At 62.4% G+C, this 23,213-nt stretch carries 23 protein-coding genes; 4 read left to right on the forward strand and 19 right to left on the reverse strand.

The genetic code is table 11. The features are described 5' to 3' along the window. Nucleotides 1–40 precede the first annotated feature (40 nt). Both NKI67_RS19150 and irrA read right to left on the reverse strand, forming a co-directional pair. A complete protein-coding gene (locus tag NKI67_RS19150; protein ID WP_023676914.1) occupies nt 41–400 on the reverse strand; it encodes a DUF4260 domain-containing protein in 360 nt (119 codons plus the stop codon). Between the two features lie 10 nt (nt 401–410). Next, complete coding sequence (gene irrA, locus NKI67_RS19155) at nt 411–842, reverse strand: iron response transcriptional regulator IrrA (RefSeq protein WP_023676913.1); 432 nt, start codon at nt 840–842, stop codon at nt 411–413. A gap of 240 nt (nt 843–1,082) precedes the next feature. Between irrA and fabA the strand changes: the two genes are divergently transcribed. The 3 genes from fabA to fabI all read left to right on the forward strand — a co-directional run bounded on the left by fabA (nt 1,083) and on the right by fabI (nt 3,771). After that, the gene (fabA, locus tag NKI67_RS19160) at nt 1,083–1,601 is read left to right on the forward strand and encodes a 3-hydroxyacyl-[acyl-carrier-protein] dehydratase FabA (protein ID WP_023676912.1); all 519 of its coding nucleotides are present in this window, start codon (nt 1,083–1,085) and stop codon (nt 1,599–1,601) included. Between the two features lie 123 nt (nt 1,602–1,724). Beyond that, entirely contained in the window at nt 1,725–2,945 is a 1,221-nt protein-coding gene (fabB, locus tag NKI67_RS19165) for a beta-ketoacyl-ACP synthase I (protein ID WP_023676911.1), read from the forward strand. A 13-nt stretch (nt 2,946–2,958) separates the two neighbouring features. Beyond that, nucleotides 2,959–3,771: an enoyl-ACP reductase FabI gene (gene fabI, locus NKI67_RS19170; RefSeq protein WP_023676910.1), complete on the forward strand. Its 813-nt coding sequence runs from the start codon at nt 2,959–2,961 to the stop codon at nt 3,769–3,771. Between the two features lie 36 nt (nt 3,772–3,807). Here the strand turns inward: fabI and NKI67_RS19175 are convergent, their stop codons facing one another. The 10 genes from NKI67_RS19175 to rimP form a co-directional block, all read right to left on the reverse strand. Next, complete coding sequence (locus NKI67_RS19175) at nt 3,808–4,821, reverse strand: class I SAM-dependent methyltransferase (RefSeq protein ID WP_023676909.1); 1,014 nt, start codon at nt 4,819–4,821, stop codon at nt 3,808–3,810. An 89-nt stretch (nt 4,822–4,910) separates the two neighbouring features. Beyond that, the gene (pnp, locus tag NKI67_RS19180; RefSeq protein WP_023676908.1) at nt 4,911–7,058 is read right to left on the reverse strand and encodes a polyribonucleotide nucleotidyltransferase; all 2,148 of its coding nucleotides are present in this window, start codon (nt 7,056–7,058) and stop codon (nt 4,911–4,913) included. A gap of 407 nt (nt 7,059–7,465) precedes the next feature. Next, the gene (gene rpsO / locus NKI67_RS19185) at nt 7,466–7,777 is read right to left on the reverse strand and encodes a 30S ribosomal protein S15 (protein WP_280940423.1); all 312 of its coding nucleotides are present in this window, start codon (nt 7,775–7,777) and stop codon (nt 7,466–7,468) included. Nucleotides 7,778–7,917: 140 nt separating this feature from the next. Next, complete coding sequence (corA, locus tag NKI67_RS19190; protein WP_023676906.1) at nt 7,918–9,012, reverse strand: magnesium/cobalt transporter CorA; 1,095 nt, start codon at nt 9,010–9,012, stop codon at nt 7,918–7,920. Nucleotides 9,013–9,145: 133 nt separating this feature from the next. Then, complete coding sequence (truB, locus tag NKI67_RS19195; RefSeq protein ID WP_023676905.1) at nt 9,146–10,099, reverse strand: tRNA pseudouridine(55) synthase TruB; 954 nt, start codon at nt 10,097–10,099, stop codon at nt 9,146–9,148. Next, complete coding sequence (rbfA, locus tag NKI67_RS19200; RefSeq protein WP_023676904.1) at nt 10,099–10,524, reverse strand: 30S ribosome-binding factor RbfA; 426 nt, start codon at nt 10,522–10,524, stop codon at nt 10,099–10,101. The genes truB and rbfA overlap by 1 nt, the downstream gene beginning before the upstream one ends. A 123-nt stretch (nt 10,525–10,647) precedes the next feature. Beyond that, nucleotides 10,648–13,215 carry a translation initiation factor IF-2 gene (gene infB / locus NKI67_RS19205; protein ID WP_352646421.1) on the reverse strand — a complete coding sequence of 856 codons (2,568 nt, stop codon included), beginning with the start codon at nt 13,213–13,215 and terminating at the stop codon, nt 10,648–10,650. Beyond that, the gene (locus NKI67_RS19210; protein WP_023676902.1) at nt 13,212–13,862 is read right to left on the reverse strand and encodes an RNA-binding protein; all 651 of its coding nucleotides are present in this window, start codon (nt 13,860–13,862) and stop codon (nt 13,212–13,214) included. The genes infB and NKI67_RS19210 overlap by 4 nt, the downstream gene beginning before the upstream one ends. A 38-nt stretch (nt 13,863–13,900) precedes the next feature. Then, complete coding sequence (gene nusA / locus NKI67_RS19215) at nt 13,901–15,496, reverse strand: transcription termination factor NusA (protein ID WP_023676901.1); 1,596 nt, start codon at nt 15,494–15,496, stop codon at nt 13,901–13,903. 47 nt (nt 15,497–15,543) lie between these two features. Continuing rightward, nucleotides 15,544–16,176, reverse strand: a complete 633-nt coding sequence (gene rimP, locus NKI67_RS19220; RefSeq protein WP_023676900.1) for a ribosome maturation factor RimP — start codon at nt 16,174–16,176, stop codon at nt 15,544–15,546. Between the two features lie 281 nt (nt 16,177–16,457). Here rimP and NKI67_RS19225 point away from each other — a divergent pair, with 281 nt between their 5' ends. Continuing rightward, a complete protein-coding gene (locus tag NKI67_RS19225; protein WP_023676898.1) occupies nt 16,458–16,622 on the forward strand; it encodes a hypothetical protein in 165 nt (54 codons plus the stop codon). A 60-nt stretch (nt 16,623–16,682) separates the two neighbouring features. Here the strand turns inward: NKI67_RS19225 and trmB are convergent, their stop codons facing one another. The 7 genes from trmB to ybeY all read right to left on the reverse strand — a co-directional run bounded on the left by trmB (nt 16,683) and on the right by ybeY (nt 23,211). Next, a complete protein-coding gene (gene trmB, locus NKI67_RS19230; protein WP_023676897.1) occupies nt 16,683–17,384 on the reverse strand; it encodes a tRNA (guanine(46)-N(7))-methyltransferase TrmB in 702 nt (233 codons plus the stop codon). Between the two features lie 11 nt (nt 17,385–17,395). Beyond that, on the reverse strand, nt 17,396–18,685 hold the full coding sequence (gene metK, locus NKI67_RS19235) for a methionine adenosyltransferase (protein ID WP_023676896.1): 1,290 nt from the start codon (nt 18,683–18,685) through the stop codon (nt 17,396–17,398). Nucleotides 18,686–19,014: 329 nt separating this feature from the next. Further along, entirely contained in the window at nt 19,015–19,434 is a 420-nt protein-coding gene (locus NKI67_RS19240) for a helix-turn-helix domain-containing protein (protein ID WP_023676895.1), read from the reverse strand. Between the two features lie 137 nt (nt 19,435–19,571). Then, nucleotides 19,572–21,158 carry an apolipoprotein N-acyltransferase gene (lnt, locus tag NKI67_RS19245; RefSeq protein WP_023676894.1) on the reverse strand — a complete coding sequence of 529 codons (1,587 nt, stop codon included), beginning with the start codon at nt 21,156–21,158 and terminating at the stop codon, nt 19,572–19,574. A gap of 134 nt (nt 21,159–21,292) precedes the next feature. Next, the gene (locus NKI67_RS19250) at nt 21,293–21,523 is read right to left on the reverse strand and encodes a VOC family protein (protein ID WP_245274703.1); all 231 of its coding nucleotides are present in this window, start codon (nt 21,521–21,523) and stop codon (nt 21,293–21,295) included. Between the two features lie 88 nt (nt 21,524–21,611). Next, nucleotides 21,612–22,685, reverse strand: coding sequence for a hemolysin family protein (locus NKI67_RS19255; RefSeq protein WP_023676893.1), 1,074 nt, complete (start codon nt 22,683–22,685; stop codon nt 21,612–21,614). A gap of 28 nt (nt 22,686–22,713) precedes the next feature. Beyond that, nucleotides 22,714–23,211 (reverse strand): rRNA maturation RNase YbeY, encoded by a 498-nt coding sequence (ybeY, locus tag NKI67_RS19260; RefSeq protein WP_023676892.1) that lies wholly within the window; start codon nt 23,209–23,211, stop codon nt 22,714–22,716. Between the last annotated feature and the right edge of the window lie 2 nt (nt 23,212–23,213).

Here is a 23,213-nt window from a genome sequence, read left to right on the forward strand (position 1 = left end):
GATCGGCATTTGTTTCGCTGATCTTCGGTTCGGGGATGGTTTAGCGGCCGATGCGGCCGAGATGGGTATCCTGGAAACTGCTCGACAGCTTCAAACCATAGCCCAGAGCGCGGTCGATGGCGATGTGGGCGATCCAGATCAGCGCGACAGCTATCGCCATTGCATTGTCAAAGACGCTGCCGACAAGCGCCAGCAGAACGGGCAAGATCAGTATGTGCAAGGCGTTGTAGGCGACGGCGCCGACGCGCGGCCCGGCCATGTAACCCAGCATCGACAGGTCGGGCGCCAGAATGAGCACGGCAAACAGCCACCAGGAAACACCGGCGATTGCATAGAAGACAAGAGCCGCCACCGCGACGGCGACCCATTCGAGCCGGAGCGTCAAATCCAGGAATTTCATAAGGCGCCGGTCAGTCGCAGCGTTTCGGACGCAGTCTCACCACGATATCGACATTGGCGATCTCCATGCCCTCCGGCGGTTCCGGCAGGTTGGAAACCGTCACCGGGCCGCTGTCGATATCGAAGATCCTGTTTTCGCCCTCGATATAGAAATGATGGTGATCGGAGGTGTTGGTGTCGAAATAAGTCTTCGATCCCTCGACGGCAAGGATGCGCAGAAGACCGGCCTGGGTAAACTGGTGCAGAGCATTGTAGACGGTGGCCAGAGACACCGGCACGCCGGCGGCAAGCGCCTCCTCGTGCAGTTCCTCGGCCGAAAGATGGCGGTCGCCCTTGGCGAAAAGCAGATCGGCCAGCGCGATGCGCTGGCGTGTCGGCCTCAGACCGGCCTCGCGAACCCGCTTGTCCACAGCGACATTATCCTTCCGGCAACCCAGATCCATCTATCCGTCGCGCTCACAGTTCCGCCTCAGACAGGTCCAAAATGGCAGAAATTGAGCATCTGCCGAAACTGGACGTGTCCTGACATATATTCTGTCGACCGAATGCGATCAATAGCGCGCATTGACCCGGGCAGACGGGCAGGTTAAGCGCAAGCGCCGGTTTCCGGCCTGAAACAGATTGTGTTAGGAAACCACCGACAAGGGCGCCTATCGCCCGGGACGATCACGGGGACGAGATTGATGGCGGGTTCGAAATCCAGCTACGGTTACGAGGAATTGCTTGCCTGCGCCCGCGGCGAGCTGTTCGGACCGGGAAATGCGCAGCTGCCCTATCCGCCGATGCTGATGTTCGACCGCATCACCGAGATCAGCGAGACCGGCGGTGCGTTCGACAAGGGTTTCATCCGCGCGGAATTCGATATCAAGCCGGATTTGTGGTTTTTCGCCTGCCATTTCATCGGTAATCCGATCATGCCAGGATGCCTAGGCCTGGACGCCATGTGGCAGTTGACGGGGTTCTATCTCGGATGGCTCGGTGAACCCGGCAAGGGGATGGCGCTGTCGACCGGTGAGGTGAGGTTCAAAGGCATGGTCACGCCTTCGGTCAAGAAGGTGGAGTATGGCGTCGACTTCAAGCGAGTGATGCGCGGTCGGCTTGTGCTTGGCATCGCCGATGGCTGGCTGAAGGCAGATGGCGAGCCCATATACGCGGCAACGGATCTGAAGGTCGGTCTGTCCAAGCAATCGGCCGCCGTCTGAAACGAAGACCCTACAGTACGACGTCTTTGACGTCTGATGAACGCTGTAGCACTTTAATTTTGCGCATGGTTCCATTCCGGAAATTGATTTCAGGTTCGGGGTCCGCGCTGGAAGGAGTTGCGAATGAGACGGGTCGTAGTCACAGGTCTCGGCATCGTGTCGTCGATAGGCAACAATGCCAACGAGGTGCAGACCTCGCTGCACGATGCCAGATCCGGCATCAGCTTCTCCGACTCTTTCGCCGAGCATGGCTTCCGTTGCCGGGTGTGGGGTGCGCCGACGCTGGACCCATCGGGCATGATCGACCGTCGCGCCATGCGGTTCCTGTCGCAGGGTGCTGCCTGGAACCATGTCGCAATGGACCAGGCGATCGCAGACGCCGGCCTCGACGAGGCCGACATCACCAACGAGCGCACCGGTATCGTGATGGGCTCCGGCGGACCGTCGACCCGTGCAATCGTCGAGGCGGCCGAGACCACGATCAAAAACGGCAGCCCCAAGCGGATCGGGCCGTTCGCGGTGCCAAAAGCGATGTCGTCGACCGCGTCGGCGACGCTTGCCACCTGGTTCAAGATCCACGGCGTCAACTATTCGATCTCATCGGCCTGCTCGACGTCTGCGCATTGCATCGGCAATGGCTACGAGCTGATCCAGTGGGGCAAGCAGGACATCGTCTTCGCCGGCGGCCATGAGGATCTCGACTGGACGATGTCGGATCTCTTCGATGCCATGGGCGCCATGTCGTCCAAGTTCAACGACAGGGCATCGGTCGCCTCACGCGCCTACGACGTCGATCGCGACGGTTTCGTCATTGCCGGCGGCGCCGGCGTGCTGATTCTTGAAGAGCTCGAGCATGCCAAGGCACGCGGCGCCAAGATCTATGCCGAGATCGTCGGCTATGGCGCGACATCGGACGGCTACGACATGGTGGCGCCGTCGGGCGAAGGCGCGGCGCGCTGCATGAAGCAGGCGCTCGCAACGGTGTCCTCGCCGGTCGACTACATCAATACGCACGGCACCTCGACGCCGGTCGGCGACTCCAAGGAAATGGGCGCCATCCGCGAGGTGTTCGGCGAGAAGATGCCTTTCATCACGTCGACCAAATCGCTAACCGGCCATTCTCTGGGCGCCGCCGGCGTGCAGGAATCGATCTACTCGATCCTGATGATGCAAGGCGGCTTCATCGGCGAGAGCGCCCACATTGAGAACCTCGATCCGGAATTCGAGGGCATGCCGATCGTGCGCAAGCGCATCGACGATGCAAGGATCGACACCGTTTTGTCCAATTCGTTCGGTTTCGGTGGCACCAACGCAACGCTGATTTTCCAGCGCTATTCCGCATAAGGATTTGCCGACCATGGACGGATTGATGAAGGGCAAGCGCGGGCTTGTCATGGGTGTTGCCAACGATCATTCGATCGCCTGGGGTATCGCCCGCAAACTGTCCGAACATGGCGCGGACCTCGCCTTCACCTATCAGGGCGAGGCCTTCGGGCGCCGGGTCAAGCCGCTCGCCGAGAAATTGGGCGCATCCCTGGTGGTGCCTTGCGACGTCGAGGACAGCGTGTCGGTCGCCGCGACTTTCGAGACTTTGGGGAAGGCGTGGGGCGGGCTGGATTTCGTCGTCCATGCCATCGGCTTTTCCGACAAGAACGAGCTGAAAGGCCTCTACGCCGACACGAGCCGCGACAACTTCATCCGCACAATGGTGATCTCCTGCTACTCCTTCACCGAGATCGCCCGTCACGCCGCCACATTGATGAAGGATAGCGGTTCGATGATCACGCTGACCTATGCTGGTTCGGTCCGTGTCATGCCGAACTACAACGTTATGGGTGTCGCCAAGGCGGGGCTGGAGGCCAGCGTCCGCTATCTCGCCAACGACTACGGCCCGCGCGGCATCAGGGTGAACGGCATATCGGCGGGACCGGTACGGACGCTTGCGGGCGCCGGGATTTCCGACGCACGCCACATGTTCTCCTACCAGCAGCGCAACTCGCCGCTACGTCGTACAGTGACGATCGACGAAGTCGGCGGCTCCGCGCTCTATTTGCTGTCCGACCTGTCATCCGGCGTCACCGGCGAAATCCACTATGTCGATTCCGGCTATCACATCGTTTCCATGCCGACGCTTGACGAATTGAAGCAGACCGACGGCGGGCGGGAATAGCGCGAGCGACGTATCGCCGGCTTGCCCCGCAGGATTTCAGCGTCGCGCCGATAAGACCTTGAACATGCCGTCGCGGGCGAGCTCCGCATGGCTGGAGAAGGCGGCCGCCAGCACCGGTTCGTAGGGAAGCTGACGGTTTGCCACCATGAACAGCCGGCCGCCGGGCTTCAGCGCCTTGCCTGCCGCGCGGATCATGCCGGCACCGATTTCCGGCTCAGTCGCCCGGCTGCGGTGAAAGGGCGGGTTCATGACGACCACGTCGTAGCGGCGCTCGACCGGTTCGCTCAAAAGATCTATCCAGAAGAAACGTGGCCCCACGCCTGTGTTGCCGACATTGGCCTTGGCCGCCTCCAGCGCCTCGAAATCCGCTTCGTAAAGGTCAAGCGCCGATATGCCGGGTGAGCGGGCGGCGACTTCGGCGGCGACATAGCCCCAACCGGCACAGAAATCCGCAACGCTGCCACGCAGATCGTTGGGCAGATTTTCGACCAGCAGCTTCGATCCGGCATCGATCTTGTCGAAGGAAAACATGCCTGGGGCCGTGCCGAAGCGGTCCTCGACCACCAAGTCCGGATTGGCGGCGCGAAGCGTTGCCGCGGCAACGGTATCGGCCGGCCGGCGAAACCAGAAGGCAATGCCGTGATGCTTCGGCAGGTGGTCTTCGAGCGGCACAAGGGCGCCGACATGCTTGCGCAGGCTGGCGATTCCATCGTCCTTGCTGCCGGCGACAACGATCAACCCGCCTGGTGCTGCGCGTTCGACCGCTTCGGCAACGCGCAACTCGTTTTGGCCGCGATGGCGGCCAGCGAGCACAAATGCCGCGTCGAAAGCCTCGCCTTCGACCTGCGGTGTGACCGCGAAGCCGGACGCCTGCAAGGCGCGAAAGTGCGGCCTGAAGCCTTGGACAAGATGAAGCTTGGCATCAAACCCTTCCGGCAAGCGAAAGCCGGGCTCGGCACCGAGAAAGAGTATCCGTTCATCCTTTCGTGGCAGGGAAACAGCACCGGCCTCGAACGGATGGAAAAGCGTTTTCAGCGGCTCGGCGGACATTCACCACTCTTGAACTGCAAGGCTGTTGTTGAAACGCAAACGGGCGCGACCTTCCGGCGCGCCCGCTTCGATTGCATAGTTAGATCAGCTTAGGCGGCGTTTTCTTCGCCTTCGCTCTTCTTGTCGCGCACGATTTCCTTGCCGGTGGCCTGGTCGACGACCTTCATCGACAGGCGGACCTTGCCGCGCTCGTCGAAGCCCATCAGCTTGACCCAGACCTTGTCGCCTTCCTTGACCACATCGGAGGTCTTGGCGACGCGGTCATTGGCGAGTTGCGAGATGTGGACGAGGCCGTCACGCGGACCGAAGAAATTGACGAAAGCGCCGAAGTCGGCGGTCTTGACGACCGTGCCTTCGTAGATTTCACCGACTTCCGGCTCGGCGACGATGGTGTGTATCCACTTCTTCGCCGCCTCGATCTCCTTGGCATTGGCCGAGGCGATCTTGACGGTGCCGTCGTCCTCGATGTTGATCTTGGCGCCGGTCTTTTCGACGATCTCGCGGATGACCTTGCCGCCCGAGCCGATCACGTCGCGGATCTTGTCGGTCGGGATGTGCATGACCTCGATGCGCGGCGCGAACTCGCCGAGCTCGGCACGTGCGCCGGACAGCGCGTGGGCCATTTCGCCGAGAATGTACTGACGGCCATCCTTGGCCTGGTCGAGGGCGATCTTCATGATCTCCTCGGTGATGCCCTCGATCTTGATGTCCATCTGCAGCGAGGTGATGCCGTAGGCGGTGCCCGCAACCTTGAAGTCCATGTCGCCGAGGTGGTCCTCGTCGCCAAGGATGTCGGAGAGCACGGCGAAGCGCTCGCCTTCCTTGATCAGGCCCATCGCAATGCCGGCGACCGGCTTGGCAAGCGGCACGCCCGCGTCCATCAGAGCCAGCGAGGTGCCGCAGACGGTAGCCATCGACGACGAGCCATTGGACTCGGTGATCTCCGAAACGACGCGCAACGTATAGGGGAACTGGTCGGCGGTCGGAAGCATCGGCCGGATGGCGCGCCAGGCGAGCTTGCCATGGCCGATTTCGCGGCGGCCCGGCGAACCCATGCGGCCGGTTTCACCGACCGAATAGGGAGGGAAGTTGTAGTGCAGGAGGAACTTCTCCTTGTACATGCCGGTCAACGAATCGACATACTGCTCGTCCTCGCCGGTGCCGAGCGTGGCGACGACCAGCGCCTGGGTCTCGCCGCGAGTGAACAGCGCCGAGCCGTGCGTGCGCGGCAGGACGCCGACTTCCGAGACGATCTTGCGGACCGTCTTCAGGTCGCGGCCGTCGATGCGCGAGCCGGTGTCGAGGATGTTCCAGCGCACGACCTTGGCCTGGAGCTCCTTGAACACGGTGCCGATCTGTTCGGACGTGTATTTGGCCTCTTCGCCTTCTGCCGGTGCGAACGCGGCCTTGACCTTCGCCTTGACGGCGTCGACGGCGGCATAGCGCTTCTGCTTGTCGGTGATCTTGTAGGCGTCGCGAAGCTCGCCTTCGACGATCTTGAGCATCTCGGCTTCAAGTGCGGAATAGTCTGGCGCGTTGAAGTCGCGCGGGTCCTTTGCCGCGACTTCAGCCAGCTTGATGATCGCGTCGATCACCGGCTGGAAGCCCCTGTGGCCGAACATGACGGCGCCGAGCATAAGGTCCTCGCCGAGTTCCTTGGCTTCGGACTCGACCATCAGCACGGCGTCGGCGGTGCCGGCGACGACCAGGTCGAGCTTCGATTCCTGCATCTCGTCGACATGCGGGTTGAGCACATATTCGCCGTTGATGTAGCCGACTCGGGCGCCGCCAACCGGGCCCATGAACGGCACGCCGGACAAGGTCAGGGCGGCGGAGGTGGCGACGATCGACAGGATGTCCGGGTCATTTTCGAGATCGTGCTGGACGACGGTGACGACGATCTGGGTGTCGTTCTTGTAGCCTTCGGCGAAGAGCGGGCGGATCGGGCGGTCGATCAGGCGGGAAACCAGCGTTTCCTTCTCGCTCGGACGGCCTTCCCGCTTGAAATAGCCACCCGGGATCTTGCCGGCGGCGTAAGTCTTTTCCTGGTAGTTGACCGTCAGCGGAAAGAAGTCGAGGCCGGGCTTCGGCTCTTTCATCGAGACGACGGTGGCGAGAACCTTGGTTTCGCCGTAGGTGGCCAGCACCGCGCCATCAGCCTGACGCGCGATCTTGCCGGTTTCGAGAATGAGCGGACGGCCGCCCCATTCGATTTCCACTTTGTGGTAATTGAACATGTCTTGTCCTTCATATGCGGAAAGGGCCGCGCCGTTTCAGCGTGCGCGGATGCCCCTTTCCCTTGGCTTCCTTTCTCGGGCAGCCACGGGCAAGACAACGGGAGGCTCGGTTTATTCGGCGCGGTGCCGCACGAGCGTCCTGCAATCCTGCCCCATGACCGTCCATGGGCGGTTTCGAGCGGCCCTCTGCTGTTTCGAAACCGGGTTGGCCAATCGATCCGAGTGGCCTTGCGCGTGAACCCGAAAACCAGGTTTTCGGAAAATATCCTGCGCAAATCTAAACTTCAGAGCGTCCTTTGCGCATCCAAACCGATGCGCGGCGCTCTACTTCCTTCATGGAGCCTTGGATGACCCGATGCTCCAATGCGCGACCGGCGGGCTCTCGAAAGAACCCGCCGGTCAATTCGTCAACGGCGCAGACCGAGCTTCTCGATCAGCGTCTGATAGCGCGCGTCGTCCTTGCGCTTGAGATAATCAAGCAGGCTGCGGCGCTGGGAAACGAGAGCGAGCAGACCACGGCGGGAATGGTTATCCTTCTTGTGGTCCTTGAAATGGTCGGTCAGGTTCTTGATGCGCTCCGAAAGGATGGCCACCTGGACTTCCGGAGACCCGGTATCGCCCTTGGCGGTAGCGAATTCGCCCATCAATTCCTTCTTGCGTTCGGCAGTAATCGACATCGTGTTTTTCCTTGTCTGTTTGAGGAAACGGGACGCCCTCAGCCGGGATGTCGTCCAGCAGGGGCCGGTGCAAGCAACGCGTCAAAGCGCGAGGCTGCGGCGCATATAGTGCAATTCCGACAAAAAGGCCAGCCTAATTCACAAGCCGGCTTTTTGCTGCATAAACGGGCACTTCCGCCTAGTCAGAGCCATTTCTTCCATTTGAAGTACGCAAAGAGCCCGACCGCAACAAGCGCCATGAAGACGAGCGACAGGGGATAGCCGTAATAGGCTTTCAGCTCCGGCATGTTCCAGGGCGAGGTGTCGGGGTCGAAATTCATGCCCCATACGCCGACGAGAAAGGTAAGCGGCATGAAGATCACCGAGACGATCGTCAGATAGCTGATGACGTCGTTGGTGCGCGCCTGGCTGAGCGACAAGTGCATCTCGATCAGGCCGGTCAGCATGTCGCGCTGGGTTTCGACCAGTTCGATCAATCGCAGCGAATGATCGAGCGTGTCGTTCAGAAATATCTTGGTTTCGGCCTTCACATAAGAGACGTCGTTGCGGATCATGGTCGCCAGCGCGTCGCGCATCGGCCAAAGCACGCCCTTCAGCACATTGGCATCGCGCCGCAATTCGTGAAGCTGCCGCATCTGATGCTTGTGCGCCTGGTTCAGCATCTGGTCCTCAATGCTGTCGACCAATTCGCCGGCAGCCTCGATCGGCGGGAAATAGCTGTCAACGATGGCGTCGATCAAAGCATAGGCGAGATAGTCGGCGCCGCGCGAGCGCAAGCGGTTGGGCACCGAGCTTGCGATCCGCTTGCGCACGGGATCGAACGGGTCGCCTTCGCGTTCCTGGAAGGTGACGACGAAGTTCCTGCCGAAGAAGACGGCGATCTGTTCGTAGCGATGCGCGGTGACATCGTCGATCATCCTGACGACGACAAAGGCATGGTCCTCGAAGAAATCCACCTTCGGCCGCTGGCCGGTGTTGACGACATCTTCCAGCGCCAACGGATGCAGGTTGAAGATCCGGCCGATCTCCTCGATCAGCTGGATGTTGGCGAGGCCTGTGCAATCGAGCCAGATAACCGGCCAATTGTGGCAATGGGTGTTGACGTCGTCGATGCTGGCATTGTCGATGGTCTTGAACTTTTCGGGCGAGATCAATGTCAGCCTAAGCTCGGAACGGCGTGCCGCCGGGTCGGCGATCAGCGTGCCGGGCGAAGCCCCGACGGGCGGCCGCCGTGTGTTGAGCACCGCCCGCTTCCTGCCCGTCTCAGCCTTTGCCATGTGCCCCCTCGAATGCAGCGTCGGTGCCGCGCATCCCTTCGGACGGCAAACGACGCCGTCGCCCTGTTGATTTAGCGCATGATCCTTTCCCAAAATAGAATCCGGTTGGAGATCATGCGCCGAGAGACAGCTGTTACCCGATAAAGACCCGCTTTGGCTTGAACATGCCTTGCTCGATGGCGCCGATGGCGACCAGCTTGCCGCGCGCGGTGGCGCAGGCCTCCTCCGCTTCTACCGGCGCGTCACGGCCGCGAATGATGACCGGATTGCCGAGGCGGATTTTGGTTGCCGCATCATCGCTGATCGCGACCTGCGGCAGGCATTCGAGCGCCGCGGCGGTGTCGACCAGAAGTGCATCGATGGCACCGAAGTCGATCGGGGCGTCTGCTGCTTGCGGCTCGCCCTGCTCGCCGAAGCGGGCGGCTTCCAGCTCGGCCAGCGTAACGAAATCTTCCTGCGTGAACGGCTCGACCTCGACCCGCCGCAGCTCGGCGATGTGACCAAAGCAGCCAAGGTCGCGGCCCATGTCGCGCGCCAGCGAGCGGACATAGGTGCCCTTGCCGCATTCGACCTCGAAGATGGTGCGATCGGCCATGTGCTCGACCAGATCGAGCCGGCCGATCTCGACCTCGCGTGCCGGAATGTCGATCGTCTCGCCATCGCGGGCAAGGTCGTAGGCGCGCTCGCCGGCGATCTTGATCGCCGAAAATTGCGGCGGCGTCTGCATGATGACGCCGGTATATTTCGAAAGCAGCGCCCGTACGTCGGCTTCCGCCGGACGGCGGTCCGAGCTTTTGGTCGCCGGGCCTTCGAGGTCGTCGGTCGAACGCTCCTCGCCCCAGGCAACCGTGAAGCGGTAGACCTTGGCGCCGTCCTGGACGTATGGCACGGTCTTGGTCGCTTCGCCGAGCGCGATCGGCAGCATGCCGGACGCCAGCGGGTCGAGCGTGCCGGCATGGCCGGCCTTTTCCGCCTGGAACAGCCATTTGATCTTGGAGACGGCTTCAGTCGAGCCCATGCCGACCGGCTTGTCCAGTACCAGCCAGCCCGAGATCGGCCGGCCCTTCTTCTTGCCGCGACGCGCCACTATTCGCTGTCCTTCCGGTCGTCTTTGTCTTTGTCGTCGGCGCTGAGATCGCGCGCCACTTCGGGCGAGTGCAGCAACTCGTTTATCTTCTGGAAATTGTCGTAGCTGGTGTCGAGCCGGAAGCGGAATTCCGGCATGTACTTCATCTGGCGCAGCGCGCCGGAGACGCGGCCGCGCACGAACTTCGCATGCTTGTTGAGCGCCTCGATCACCGCCCCGGCATCCTTGGCGCCGAGCGGCGAAACGAAGGCGGTGGCGATCTTGAGATCGGGCGACATGCGCACTTCCGAGACCGAAACCACCGTGTTCTCGATCAGCGGATCGAGGATCTCGCCGCGCTGCAAGGTTTCCGACAGAGCATGGCGCACCTGCTCGCCTACGCGAAGCATGCGCTGGGATGGGCCTGATGTGATTGAACGGGGCATTTTTCTCTATCCTGAAATCGTGGGGCGCGGGATAGGACCGCACCACATGTCTCATATGGTTTGGGCGGCGGTCTTTCGACCACCGCCCGGTCTCGATGGATGCCCGAACTCGAACGTTCGAGCTCAGAGCGTCCTGGTCACCATCTCGACGCGGAAGCACTCGATGACGTCACCGACGCGCATGTCCTCGTAGTTCTGGAAGGCCATGCCGCATTCCTGGCCGCCCGGAACTTCCGAAACCTCGTCCTTGAAGCGCTTCAGGGTCTTCAGCGTGCCTTCGTGGATGACGACGTTGTCGCGGATCAGGCGCACGCCCGCACCACGCTCGACCTTGCCTTCGGTGACACGGCAGCCGGCGATCTTGCCGACCTTGGTGATGTCGAAGATCTCGAGGATCTCGGCATTGCCGATGAAGGTCTCGCGACGCTCCGGCGAGAGCAGGCCGGAGAGCGCCGCCTTCACGTCATCCACGAGATTGTAGATGATGGAGTAGTAGCGGATCTCGATGCCTGCCGCGGCCGCTGCCGCACGCGCCTGCACATTGGCGCGAACGTTGAAGCCGATGATCGCGGCCCCCGAGGTCTCCGCCAGCGACACGTCGCTTTCGGTGATACCGCCGGCTCCCGCATGGACGATGCGCGCACGCACCTCGTCGGTGCCGAGATTGTCCAGCGCCGCGTTGATCGCCTCGATCGAACCCTGCACGTCGCCCTTGATAACCAGCGGGAATTCTTTCAGTCCGCTGGTCTGCAACTGCGACATCATCTGCTCCAGCGAACCGCGCTGGCCGGCATGCCTGGCAACCGCCTTCTCGCGTGCCAGACGCTGGCGGTATTCGGTGATCTCGCGGGCGCGGGCCTCGTTGTTGACCACGGCGAAGCGGTCGCCGGCCTGCGGCGTGCCTTGCAGGCCGAGCACCTCCACCGGCATTGCCGGCGGCGCTTCCTTGACCTGCTCGCCGCGATCATTGACGAGCGCGCGTACCCGGCCCCATTCGTTGCCGGCGACGAGAATGTCGCCCGGCATCAACGTGCCGGTCTGCACCAGCACGGTAGCGACTGGGCCGCGGCCCTTGTCGAGCTGGGCTTCGATGGCCACGCCTTCGGCGGTGCGGTCCGGATTGGCCTTCAGGTCGAGGATTTCGGCCTGCAGCAGGATCGCTTCGAGCAACTTGTCGAGATTGATGCCCTTGGTCGCCGACACCTCGACATCCAGCACCTCACCGCCCATGGATTCGACGAACACCTCGTGGCGCAGCAGTTCCGAACGCACCTTCTGCGGGTCGGCGTCATGCTTGTCGATCTTGTTGATCGCCACAATGATCGGAACGCCGGCCGCCTTGGCGTGATTGATCGATTCGATCGTCTGCGGCATGACGCTGTCGTCAGCTGCCACCACGAGGATGGCGATATCGGTCGCCTGGGCACCGCGGGCACGCATCGCCGTGAAGGCGGCGTGGCCGGGCGTGTCGATGAAGGTAACCTTGTGACCGTTCTTCTCGACCTGATAGGCGCCGATATGCTGGGTAATGCCGCCGGCCTCGCCGGAGACGACGTTGGCATTGCGGATGGCATCGAGCAACGAGGTCTTGCCGTGATCGACATGGCCCATGATCGTTACCACCGGCGGACGCGGCTGCAGGTCCTCGGGACGATCGGCGATGTTGAACAAGCCCTCTTCGATGTCGGACTCGGCGACGCGGCGGACCGTGTGGCCAAATTCGGTGGCGACGAGTTCGGCCGTGTCGGCGTCGATGACGTCACCAGGCTTCAGGATCTGGCCCTGCTTCATGAAGAACTTGACCACGTCGACAGCGCGCTCGGACATGCGCTGCGCCAGCTCCTGGATGGTGATGGTTTCGGGCAGGATCACTTCACGCATGACTTTCTCGCGTGGCTCGTTATGCAACGCGCGCTTGAATTTCTCCTGACGGCGGCGCATCGACGAGAGCGAGCGGGCGCGCGCATCCTCGTCGGAAAGCGCCGAATTCAGCGTCAGCTTGCCGCGGCGGCGGTCTTCCTCGCCCTTGGTCGGTTTGGCCGGACGCGCCACTTCCGGCGTGACCAGACGGCGCACTGGTGCGCCGGCACCGGTCCGCTTCGGTTTGACCTCTTCCTCGTCATCGACTGTTGCCAGTTCGGCGGCGAGCGGCGCACGGCGGCGCGCCTCTTCCTCGGCACGGCGGCGGGATTCGGCCTCGGCTTGCAGCCGTGCCTCTTCCTCGGCCTGACGGCGAGCCGATTCCTCGCGCTCGCGGCGGCGGCGCTCTTCGTCCTCGCTGCGGCGCTTGGCTTCCTCGATGGCGCGCTGGCGATCCTCGACATCGCGGACCTTCGAGCCCTCGAGAGCCCGGCGGCGTGCTTCCATTTCCTGGCGCGACAACTCGTTCAGCACCATGCCGCCGCGTTCGACCGGCGGCGGAGGGGGAGGCGCCTTGGGAGCTTCCTGCACGGCAGGCGCTGCCGCGACCGGCTTCGGCGTGAAGACGGACACAGGCACTGCCGCCGGCTCCGGCTTGTCGCCGGGCAGCGAGAACTTGCGCTTCTTGGTCTCGACGACCACCGACTTGGTGCGGCCGTGCGAGAAGTTCTGGCGCACCGTGCCCTGTTCCATACCGGGGCGCTTCAGCGTCAAGGTCTTCTTCGGCGTAACACTCAGCGTCTTGTCGTCGCCCGATTTCGTATCGCTCATTCCATATCCTCTGCGGCATCATCTTCGTCAGCAACGGCCGCAAGCATTGCCAGATCGTCCGGGGAACCGCCCCGATATCGGTCGAGCGCAACCATGCGCTTCTGGACCGCCCTGCCCGCGTCTCCCGCGAGAACGGCAGCATGTATCACATTTGTACCCCCCAATGCCAAGCTCAACTCGGCCTCGGAGAAAAGTTTGTAAGCGCGGATCGCAGGCCCGCCGAGGTGGACGGTTGCCCGCCGCGCCTGGCTTATCTTGCGGACGCCATCGTCGGAAGCCTCGATCGCGTGGAGCACGAAAAGTGCAAGTCCGCCGCGCACGGCGCTCTCGACCTTGGTCGCTCCGAGCGCTATGGCGCCCGCCTTGCGGGCCAGGCCAAGCATGCCCAGAGCGGACCTGGAAAGCAGCGCGTCGACCATGCCGCCAAGATCGGCCGGCACGCTCACCTGCGCCTTAAAAGCACGGGCAAACAGGTTTTTGGCCGCTGCCTTTTCTATATGTAGGCGGTCGGCCGTCACCCAGCAACCGCGGCCGGGCAGGTTTCTCTTGATGTCCGGAACGACGGCCGAATCCGGGCCGACGACGAAACGGATCAGTTCATCCGGTTCGGCTTGCCTGCGGGTGACGATGCAGGTGCGATCGTTCATCTCGTCGAAGGGCGGGTTCGGTGCGATGCGGTTTCACCTCACGCACCGACGGTTTCGTCAGCCGGCACGCCCTCGGCGGCAAGCTCGTCTTCGGTGATCCAGCCAGCCTTCAGGCGAGCGGCCAGGACCATCTGCTCGGCATCGGCGCGTGATACGCCGTGGTTGGCGAGCACACCCGGGAATACCTTCGTCTCGCCGTCCTTGCGTTCCTTCCAACCGGTCAGGTCGTCGGCGGCGTAGCCGGCGAAATCCTCGATCGTCTTCACGCCGTCCTCGCCGAGCGTCACCATCATGGCGGTGGTGATGCCGGGAATCTCGCGCAGCTCGTCCTTGACGCCGAGCGCCTTGCGCTTCTCGTCATGCTCGGCTTCGATCTTCTCCAGATATTCGCGGGCGCGGGTCTGGATTTCCGAAGCCGTGTCCTCGTCGAAGCCGTCGATCGACGCGATTTCGCCGGAGTCGACATACGCGACCTCCTCGACGCTGGTGAAGCCTTCGGAAGCGAGCACCTGGCCGACCATCTCGTCGACGTCGAGGGCTTCCATGAACAGCGACGACCGTTCGACGAATTCCTTCTGGCGGCGTTCGCTCTCTTCCTGCTCGGTCAGGATGTCGATATCCCAGCCGGTGAGCTGCGAGGCAAGACGGACGTTCTGGCCGCGGCGGCCGATGGCCAGCGACAGCTGATCGTCGGGAACGACGACCTCGATGCGCTCGGCATCCTCGTCGAGCACGACCTTGGCGACTTCCGCCGGCTGCAACGCATTGACAATGAAGGACGCGGCCGAAGGCGACCACGGAATGATGTCGATCTTCTCGCCCTGCAATTCACCGACGACCGCCTGGACGCGGCTGCCGCGCATGCCGACGCAGGCGCCGACCGGATCGATGGAGCTGTCGCGCGAGATGACAGCGATCTTGGCGCGCGAACCCGGATCGCGGGCGACCGACTTGATCTCGATGATGCCGTCGTAGATTTCCGGCACTTCCATGGTGAACAGCTTCGCCATGAACTGCGGATGGGTGCGCGACAGGAAGATCTGCGGGCCGCGCTGTTCGCGGCGCACGTCATAGACATAGGCGCGGACGCGATCGCCATATTTGTAGTTTTCGCGCGGAATCAGCTCGTCGCGGCGGATGATCGCCTCGCCGCGGCCGAGATCGACGATGACGTTGCCGTATTCGACGCGCTTGACGGTACCGTTGACGATCTCGCCGATACGGTCCTTGTATTCGTCATATTGCCGGTCGCGCTCGGCCTCGCGCACCTTCTGCACGATGACCTGCTTGGCGGACTGGGCGGCGATGCGGCCAAAATCCATCGGCGGTAGCTGTTCGGCAATGAAATCGCCGAGCTGGGCGTCCGGATTGCGCTCGCGCGCCGAGGAAATGGCAATCTGCGTCGCGTAGTCATCGACCTTCTCGACCACTTCCATCAGCCGCTGCAGCTTCATCTCGCCGGTGTTGGCATTGATGTCGGCGCGGATATTGGTTTCCTGGCCGTAGCGCGAGCGCGCGGCCTTCTGGATCGCATCGGCCATGGCGGCGATGACGATCGACTTGTCGATCGACTTTTCACGCGCGACCGCATCGGCGATCTGCAGCAGTTCAAGCCTGTTGGCGCTTACAACCATCTTCTTTCTCCCGAGCTTGTTGCCGACCTTTACGGCCGGCAGCCCAATCACATTTCCTGTTCGGTTTCGTCTTCCGCACCCTCTGGTGCGTCTTCGGGTTCGCCGCGGCGTTTCCTGGCTTCCTTGCGCGCCCGATTGTCCTTCGACAGCGCATCGCGGATAAGGTCGTCGGTCAGAATCAGCCGCGCTTCGGCAATCGCATCGTAGGGAACACGTACCGTCGGCTCCTCGCCGTAAGCGGCCTTGTCACGCTCGATCAGCACACCGTCCGCGTCGCTTTCGGCGATCTTGCCCTTGAAGCGCTTACGGTCGGCGACGAGAACCGACGTTTCCATCTTCACCAGATGGCCGGTCCAGGCTGCAAAGTCCGATTTGCGGACCAGCGGCCGGTCGATGCCCGGCGACGACACTTCGAGATGATAAGCCTTCTCGATCGGATCATCGACATCGAGCGCCGGCGACACCGCCCGGCTGACCTCTTCACAATCCTCGACCGTCATCGTGCCGTCCTCGCGCTCGGCCATGATCTGCAGCGTCAGCCCGTTCTGGCCCGACAGGTGCACACGTACCAAGCGGAAGCCAATGGCGCGCAGTACCGGCTGAACGATCAGCGCGATGCGCGCATCGATGCCGCTTTCGCGGATGATGCGGTCGTCGCCTTCGCTTGCCGTCACTGTCATTCGGTCCTGTCACTCGATTTCTGTTGGTCGGCAGGTAATAAAAAAGAGCGGGACCGGGTGGACCCACTCTTCGTCATAGCGACCAAGAATTTGAAGCTGATATAGACGATCGTGGTCCTCGTTTCAAGCCCGTCCTGCATGACGGCAAGGCTCCGAGTCCGCAGCGCTGCGCCAAATGCATGGCGCCCATGCAGTGATCCCCCTTTGAGCACCGGCCACGCACGACTATCTATGTTGCATTGCACAATTGGAGCGCTCACTGCGCTCGAAAGGGTACCATCATGAACAATCGTGGATTTTTTTCAGCCATAGGCGATGTCTTTAGCGTGTTCGGCAGCGCCGTAGCCGCGTCGCGGGCTGTGGAAAGCGGTCGCAAGCCGCGTGCGCGTGATCTGCGCAATCTCGGCATGGAGCCGGCAGCCTTCGACAAGATCCGTCGCTTCTGAGCCAAGTGAGCGCCGAGAGCCTTCGGCCCGCTCGCCTTGTGCTCAGCTCTAATTTCCCGCTTATTTCCGCACGAAGGTGAGATAGGCGGGCCGTCGGCCTTCGCGAATGGCCTTGGCCTCATAGCGCGTCCCCGGCCAGCCATCATAGGGCCGGTGCCAGTCGGCTGCTTCGCTTGCCTGCCACGTGAAGGCGTCGTGCGCCCGGCAATGCAGGAGCGTCCAGTTCACATAGCTGTCGATATCGGACGCAAAGTGGAACTTTCCGCCGTGCTTCAGGACGCGCGCGAAGCGGTCGAGATTGACCGGGCTGACGAAGCGCCGCTTCCAGTGCTTCTTCTTCGGCCACGGATCCGGATAGAGAAGATCAATGCCGTCAAGCGAAGCCTGCGGCAGCCAGTCCAGCAGACGTGTGGCGTCGTCGTCATAGACGCGCAGATTGGCAAGCGGCCGCTCCCGGACCGCTATCATCATCTTGGCCATGCCGTTGACGAAAGGCTCGACGCCGATAAAGCCGGTCGCCTGGCTGGCCGTAGCACGGTGCAGAAGATGTTCGCCGCCGCCAAAACCGATTTCGAGCTGGACAGCCGAAACTTCGGCTTCGAAAAGGCTGCGCAAGTCGGCCGGCGGTTCAACCGTCAGATCGAGCCTGTAGGCGGCGAAGCCGCTCTCCAGCGCCGCTGCCTGTTGTGGTCGAATGGTCTTGCCGCGCCGGCGACCGAAAAAGGCCTCGGTCGCACGGCTTGGCCGGTCCTTCGGATCCATAGGCGCCGCGGTTAGGCGGCGACTGCTTCGGCGACCGGTTCGGCGAGAGCGTCCTTGAGCGCCTTGGCGAGATCGGTCTTCTCCCAGGAGAAGGATCCGTCGCGGCCGGCCTTGCGGCCAAAATGGCCGTAGGACGACGTCTTGGCATAGATCGGCTTGTTGAGATCGAGGTGGCGGCGGATGCCGGACGGCGACAGGTCCATCACGGCGCGCAGTGCACGCTCGAGTTTTGCCTCGTCGACCTTGCCGGTGCCGTGCAGGTCGACGTAGATCGACAGCGGCTGGGCGACACCGATCGCATAGGAAAGCTGGATGGTGCAGCGATCGGCGAGCTTTGCGGCAACCACGTTCTTGGCGAGATAACGCGCCGCATAGGCCGCCGAGCGGTCGACCTTGGTGGTGTCCTTGCCAGAAAAAGCGCCGCCGCCATGAGGCGCAGCCCCACCATAAGTGTCGACGATGATCTTGCGGCCGGTCAGGCCGGCGTCGCCATCAGGCCCGCCGATGACGAACTTGCCGGTCGGATTGATGTACCAGTTGCAATTGTCGGCAATCTTCAGGTCGCCCAGTGCTTCGCGAATATAGGGCTCGACGACGTTGCGCACCTTCTTCGAATCCCACGTCTCATCGAGATGCTGGGTCGACAGCACGATCTGCGTCACTTCCGCCGCTTTGCCGTCGACATAGCGGACGGTGACCTGGCTCTTGGCATCCGGCCCAAGCCTGCCGGCATCACCGCTGCCTTCATGGCGCGCAGCCGCCAGCAATTCGAGGATCTTGTGGCTGTAATAGATCGGCGCCGGCATCAGGTCCGGGGTTTCGCGGCAGGCATAGCCAAACATGATGCCCTGGTCGCCGGCTCCCTCCTCGCCTTGCCGGTCGGAGGCGTTATCGACGCCTTGGCCGATATCCGGCGACTGGCCGTGCAGCAGGACCTCGATCTTGGCTGTCTTCCAGTGGAAACCGGCCTGCTCGTAGCCGATTTCGCGGATCGCCTTGCGAGCGACCGACTTGAACTTGGCCGGGTTGACAATCGGATGGCCGGCCGCATCCTTCAGGACGTTGCCCTCCTTGTCCTTCTTGAGCAGCGTCTCGGGGACGCGCACCTCGCCGGCGATGACAACGCGATTGGTCGTCGCAAGCGTCTCGCAGGCAACGCGGACCTTCCACGGGTCCATGCCGGTCTTTCTGGCTTCGCGATAGACGAGATCGACAATCTCGTCGGAGATGCGGTCGCAGACCTTGTCGGGATGGCCCTCGGCAACGGATTCCGAGGTGAAGAAGTAATTGTGCCGCGTCACGGGTGTCCCCTCTTGAAAAAAATATCGGCAGGCCGCCGATTTTGGCGCGCCAGTTGTTAACGGTGCCGGGCGTCGCTCGTCAAGCCATGCAGCCGTTCTGGCATGAATTTTGACGTTATTATCTTTGCATCCCGAGACGGCGGCAGGGCGCACTGCGATCAGCCCTTGCACCAACAGACTGAGGAAAACGGCTTCGAGGAAGCGTGTCGAGCGAAATCGATCTGCGCTTCAGCGCATCTGCGGAATGAACATCCCTCAATGGCGCAGCCGCGAGAAATTGCATGCCCAGCTACGACGACCCCTTCCTTGTTGAACTCTTCACGGGCCAGTCAATCGACTTCGTCGGTGGAAAGCGACTTCACCAGCTCGATGATCTTGCGGCGCACTTTCACGTCGGCGATCTTGACGAAGGCGCGATTCAGCTGGAGGCCTTCCGGGCTGCCGCAGAATTCGACGGCGGAGGTCATCGAAGCATCCTCGGCAAATCCACGGTTGCCCACGGGCTCCTGACCGGGCGCATCCTCGAAAAAGAAGGCGACGGGGACGCCGAGTATGGAGGCGATTGCCTGCAAACGGCTGGCGCCGACGCGATTGGTGCCCTTTTCGTACTTTTGGATCTGCTGGAACGTTATGCCGAGGTTTTCACCCAGTTTTTCCTGGCTCATTCCCAGCATATTGCGGCGAAGCCGGATGCGGCTTCCGACGTGGATGTCGATCGGATTCGGCTTTTTCTTGTTTTCTTCTGTCATTTTTTCCTCGCCGAATTTTTCCGGCTTTTTCTATTTTGCTGCCCAAACGACGCCGCGGCCCGTGCCCCAACAGAACGACCTTATCGACTTCGAAAATTTTCGGGCGCTTACAGTATGAGTTTCTAATGTGTCGGCTGTCAATTCGCCCGTAGCCTTTGCCTTACGTTCAAAATGCATGCCGTAACGGCAAGCAAAAACATGATCAGCATTCCGTTAATGCGTCGTTGGCCGGAGGAAACGACGGCTTGGTTGGAGATCGGCACACGCACATCGATCGCGCCGCGTGCATCGATTGCCAGCGCGTCGACGATGCGACCGCGCGGGTCGACAACGGCCGAAATGCCGTTATTAGCCGCGCGCAACAGGGGCACCCCATTCTCCACCGCCCGGATCTGCGCCTGCCTGAAGTGCTGGTACGGCCCCGGCGTGTCGCCGAACCAGGCGTCATTGGTGACGTTCACAATAAGCTCGGCTGACGTTGCGTCAACTGCGACCAGATCGGGAAAGATGACCTCATAGCAAATAAACGGCAGCGCCCGGATACCGCCGGGCAGCGCGATCGGATGCCGCTCATTGCCCGCCGCGAAGGTCATTGGACCGGCAACAAGCTGCTCAAGCCCGAAGCGGCCGAGCAGATCGGCGAAAGGCAGGTATTCGCCGAAGGGTACCAGGTGGACCTTGTCGACGGCATCGACGATTTCGCCCCTTTCGTCGATCGCCACCACAGAGTTGTAGTAACGGCTGCCGGCCGCCGAGCCGCCTTCCTCGCGAACGACGCCGGCGACCAGCATCTGGCCATCGCCAAGCATCTCTCCGATCGCAGGCAGGGCATCCGGACGTTCGGTGAACAGAAACGGCACGGACGTCTCCGGCCACAGGATCAATTGCGGCCTGTCATGGCCGGGTTCCGGCGCCTTGGCCGAAAGCCCCATCATGGTGGCGAAGATACGGTCACGCACCGAGGTATCCCATTTTTCCGTAAGGTCGACGGCAGGCTGCACGATACGGACGTCAAGGCTGCGGGCGGCCGGCTTTTCGGGGGCGGCGAGCCGGATATAGCCGAAGCCGGCATGGGCGGCGACGAGAACGACAAGCAACGCCGCGCCGAGGCGAAGATGCTGGCGCGCCGCAAGCAGCGCCGGCAGCGCGAAGACGAAGACCGCAAGCGCGTTCATGCCGACCATGCCGGTCACCGAGACGCTCTGCATCAGCAAAGGCACCGGCATCGCCGCATAGCCGACGGCATTCCACGGAAAGCCGGTGAACAGGAAGCCGCGCAGCCATTCCGCCAGCGCAAAGCCGAAGGCGAGCGCGGCGATGCGCCCGATGTCGTTGCTCCACAACAGCCGGGCAACCACGGCAGCGAAACCGTAAAAGAGGGCCAGCGCGAGGGGGATGCCGACCACCGCGAACGGCAAGGCCCAGGCAAAGCTGTCGGCCTCGACCAGCAGCGCCGAGCCGACCCACCAGAGACCGGCAAGAAAGTAGCCGAAACCGAACCACCAGCCGGTGGCGAAAGCCGGCCGCAAGCGCCGCAGAAAACCGTCCGAGGCTTCGCCGGTCGCGCCGTCGAGGAGCCACACCAGCAGCGGGAACGAAACGAAACAGACGGCGAAGAAATCGTAAGGCGCCTGGGCAAGAACCGTCAGCGCCCCGGCAAGAAACGCCACTAGCGCGCGCCGCCAGCCCCAAAGCAGAATTATCCGGCCGGCCTGGCGCTCCATCTATGCTTCCGAGTCGTGCGAATCAGGAAGCAAGATTTATCAGGCTGCGGGCTTGGCTCCAAACCGGGCGACCTAGTCCGCTCATAGCTATCGATGCCAGCCTTGTATCTTCAGCCCGCCCAGCCGCTCAGCCTCTACGCGTGGGACAGAGCCGACAGTCTGGGAAAAGGTCCAGACATGGCCTTCAGGATCGCGCGCGTGTTCTTGCCTGCAACTGAAGCCGGGCTGGCTATATGGTCGGCCCATTCGGAATCGACGATGATATAGCCGTCGCCGAACCGCATCTCGGAATGGACGAGCCTGCCATTAGCATCGCTGACCACCATGCTCGGCTCGAAGCCGAAAGCCTTTTCAAGCCATGTCAATGCGGCCCGCGGATCCTGGTAGAAGACGCCGGAGCCTAAGTCGAGTGCTTGAACGGGTCCTCAACCGGCATCGGGCAAGCCGCGTCCTTCAAGCCTGCTCGGTGCGGACGGCGCGGCGGCGGCGCTCGCCCTTCAGGGTCTCGACGATGCGCACGCGCTTGACGCGGCGTGGGTCGGCGTCGAGCACATGAAACTCGAAGCCGGGTATGGCCTGCACCACTTCGCCGCGCGCCGGCACCCGGCCAAGCGTGTTGAAGATCATGCCGCCGATCGTGTCGACATATTCGCCGTGCTCGCCGGCGGCGAAATCCTCGCCGATCATCTTGGCGACGTCGTCGATCTCGGCCTTGCCGTCGACGATGAAGACGCCTTCGCCGGCCTGGGTAATCATCGGCTCGTCCTCGTCATGCTCGTCCTCGATGTCGCCGACCACCATCTCGACGATGTCCTCGAGCGAGACGAGACCGTCAGTACCGCCATATTCGTCGATGACCAAAGCCATCTGGGTCCGCGTCGTCTGCATCCGCCCCATCAGGTCGGAGGCGAGCATCGACGGCGGCACGAACAGCACCGGTCGGATCAGGTTGAGATCGCCGATGGTGCGCGCCAGATCGACCTGAGCGAGATCGAGAACCGTCGCGACCGGAGTTTTCCTTGTCGTCCTGCCCTTTCTGACGCGGGCGACCTTGGTGATGTGCGCCAGCACGTCGCGGATATGAACCATGCCGCGCGGATCGTCGAGCGTCTCCGAATAGACCGGCATGCGGGAATGGCCGGACTGCTCGAACAGCCCCAGAAGATCACCCAGCTTCGTGGTGATCTCGACCGCCTCGATGTCGGCGCGCGGCACCATGACGTCCTCGACGCGCACTTCGCGCAGGCGCAGGATGTTGTTGAGCATGGCGCGTTCGCCAGGCGAGAAGGATTCTGCATCGCTCGCCGTTTCGGCAAGCGCACCGGCAATCTCCTCGCGCAGGCTGGTGCCGTTGCGGTGCCTGAAAAGCCCGAGCACGCGATCAAACAGGGAAGGACCGGCAGGCGATGCCTCGCTGGCGAAGCTGCCGGTCGAGGTACTCGGACTCGAGCCCTCTTCCGTCGTTTCGGAAGGCTTGATCACACTGCCGGCGTCGGAGCGGGCGGCAGTCTCTGGTTTGTCGTTCATCATCGTCCGGTCAATTGGTCTTTTGTAATTACGTGTAGGGATCGGGAATGGCAAGCCTCGCAAGTGCTGCGCGCTCTGTCGCTTCCATCAGTTCCGCTTCGGCATCGGTTTCGTGATCATAGCCCAGCAAATGCAGCAGGCCATGGATGACGAGATGGGAGATATGGTCCTCGATGGGCTTGTCTTCCAGTGCCGCCTCGCGCGCGACAGTCTCGGCGGCCAGCACGATGTCGCCGAGCATCGGCGGCAGAGGCCCGCCCCTGGCAAACGGAAAAGCCGGAAAAGACAGGACGTTGGTCGGCTTGTCCTTGCCGCGCCAGCCGGCATTGAGCGTACGGATATGGGCATCGTCGGAAAAGACGATGCTGAGCTCGGAACGGCCGTCGGCACCGGTTTCGGCAAAGCCGGCCGAGACGGCGTGGTCGACCAGCCGCGTCAGCGTCGTCTCGTCGGGCCAGTCGCCCGCCTCGATCGCGATGTCGATCTCGACGGGAAGCGGCCCCCCCGCCTTTTGCTCCTCAGCCATGC

The organism is Mesorhizobium sp. M0408 (genome assembly GCF_040321495.1).
Classification (GTDB): Bacteria; Pseudomonadota; Alphaproteobacteria; order Rhizobiales; family Rhizobiaceae; genus Mesorhizobium.

Coding starts and splice junctions, on each gene's coding strand:
- NKI67_RS19150 (WP_023676914.1), bottom strand. CDS start 400: ATGAAATTCCTGGATTTGACGCTCCGGCTCGAATGGGTCGCCGTCGCG.
- irrA (WP_023676913.1), bottom strand. CDS start 842: ATGGATCTGGGTTGCCGGAAGGATAATGTCGCTGTGGACAAGCGGGTT.
- fabA (WP_023676912.1), top strand. CDS start 1,083: ATGGCGGGTTCGAAATCCAGCTACGGTTACGAGGAATTGCTTGCCTGC.
- fabB (WP_023676911.1), top strand. CDS start 1,725: ATGAGACGGGTCGTAGTCACAGGTCTCGGCATCGTGTCGTCGATAGGC.
- fabI (WP_023676910.1), top strand. CDS start 2,959: ATGGACGGATTGATGAAGGGCAAGCGCGGGCTTGTCATGGGTGTTGCC.
- NKI67_RS19175 (WP_023676909.1), bottom strand. CDS start 4,821: ATGTCCGCCGAGCCGCTGAAAACGCTTTTCCATCCGTTCGAGGCCGGT.
- pnp (WP_023676908.1), bottom strand. CDS start 7,058: ATGTTCAATTACCACAAAGTGGAAATCGAATGGGGCGGCCGTCCGCTC.
- corA (WP_023676906.1), bottom strand. CDS start 9,012: ATGGCAAAGGCTGAGACGGGCAGGAAGCGGGCGGTGCTCAACACACGG.
- rbfA (WP_023676904.1), bottom strand. CDS start 10,524: ATGCCCCGTTCAATCACATCAGGCCCATCCCAGCGCATGCTTCGCGTA.
- infB (WP_352646421.1), bottom strand. CDS start 13,215: ATGAGCGATACGAAATCGGGCGACGACAAGACGCTGAGTGTTACGCCG.
- NKI67_RS19210 (WP_023676902.1), bottom strand. CDS start 13,862: ATGAACGATCGCACCTGCATCGTCACCCGCAGGCAAGCCGAACCGGAT.
- nusA (WP_023676901.1), bottom strand. CDS start 15,496: ATGGTTGTAAGCGCCAACAGGCTTGAACTGCTGCAGATCGCCGATGCG.
- rimP (WP_023676900.1), bottom strand. CDS start 16,176: ATGACAGTGACGGCAAGCGAAGGCGACGACCGCATCATCCGCGAAAGC.
- NKI67_RS19225 (WP_023676898.1), top strand. CDS start 16,458: ATGAACAATCGTGGATTTTTTTCAGCCATAGGCGATGTCTTTAGCGTG.
- trmB (WP_023676897.1), bottom strand. CDS start 17,384: ATGGATCCGAAGGACCGGCCAAGCCGTGCGACCGAGGCCTTTTTCGGT.
- NKI67_RS19240 (WP_023676895.1), bottom strand. CDS start 19,434: ATGACAGAAGAAAACAAGAAAAAGCCGAATCCGATCGACATCCACGTC.
- lnt (WP_023676894.1), bottom strand. CDS start 21,158: ATGGAGCGCCAGGCCGGCCGGATAATTCTGCTTTGGGGCTGGCGGCGC.
- NKI67_RS19255 (WP_023676893.1), bottom strand. CDS start 22,685: ATGAACGACAAACCAGAGACTGCCGCCCGCTCCGACGCCGGCAGTGTG.
- ybeY (WP_023676892.1), bottom strand. CDS start 23,211: ATGGCTGAGGAGCAAAAGGCGGGGGGGCCGCTTCCCGTCGAGATCGAC.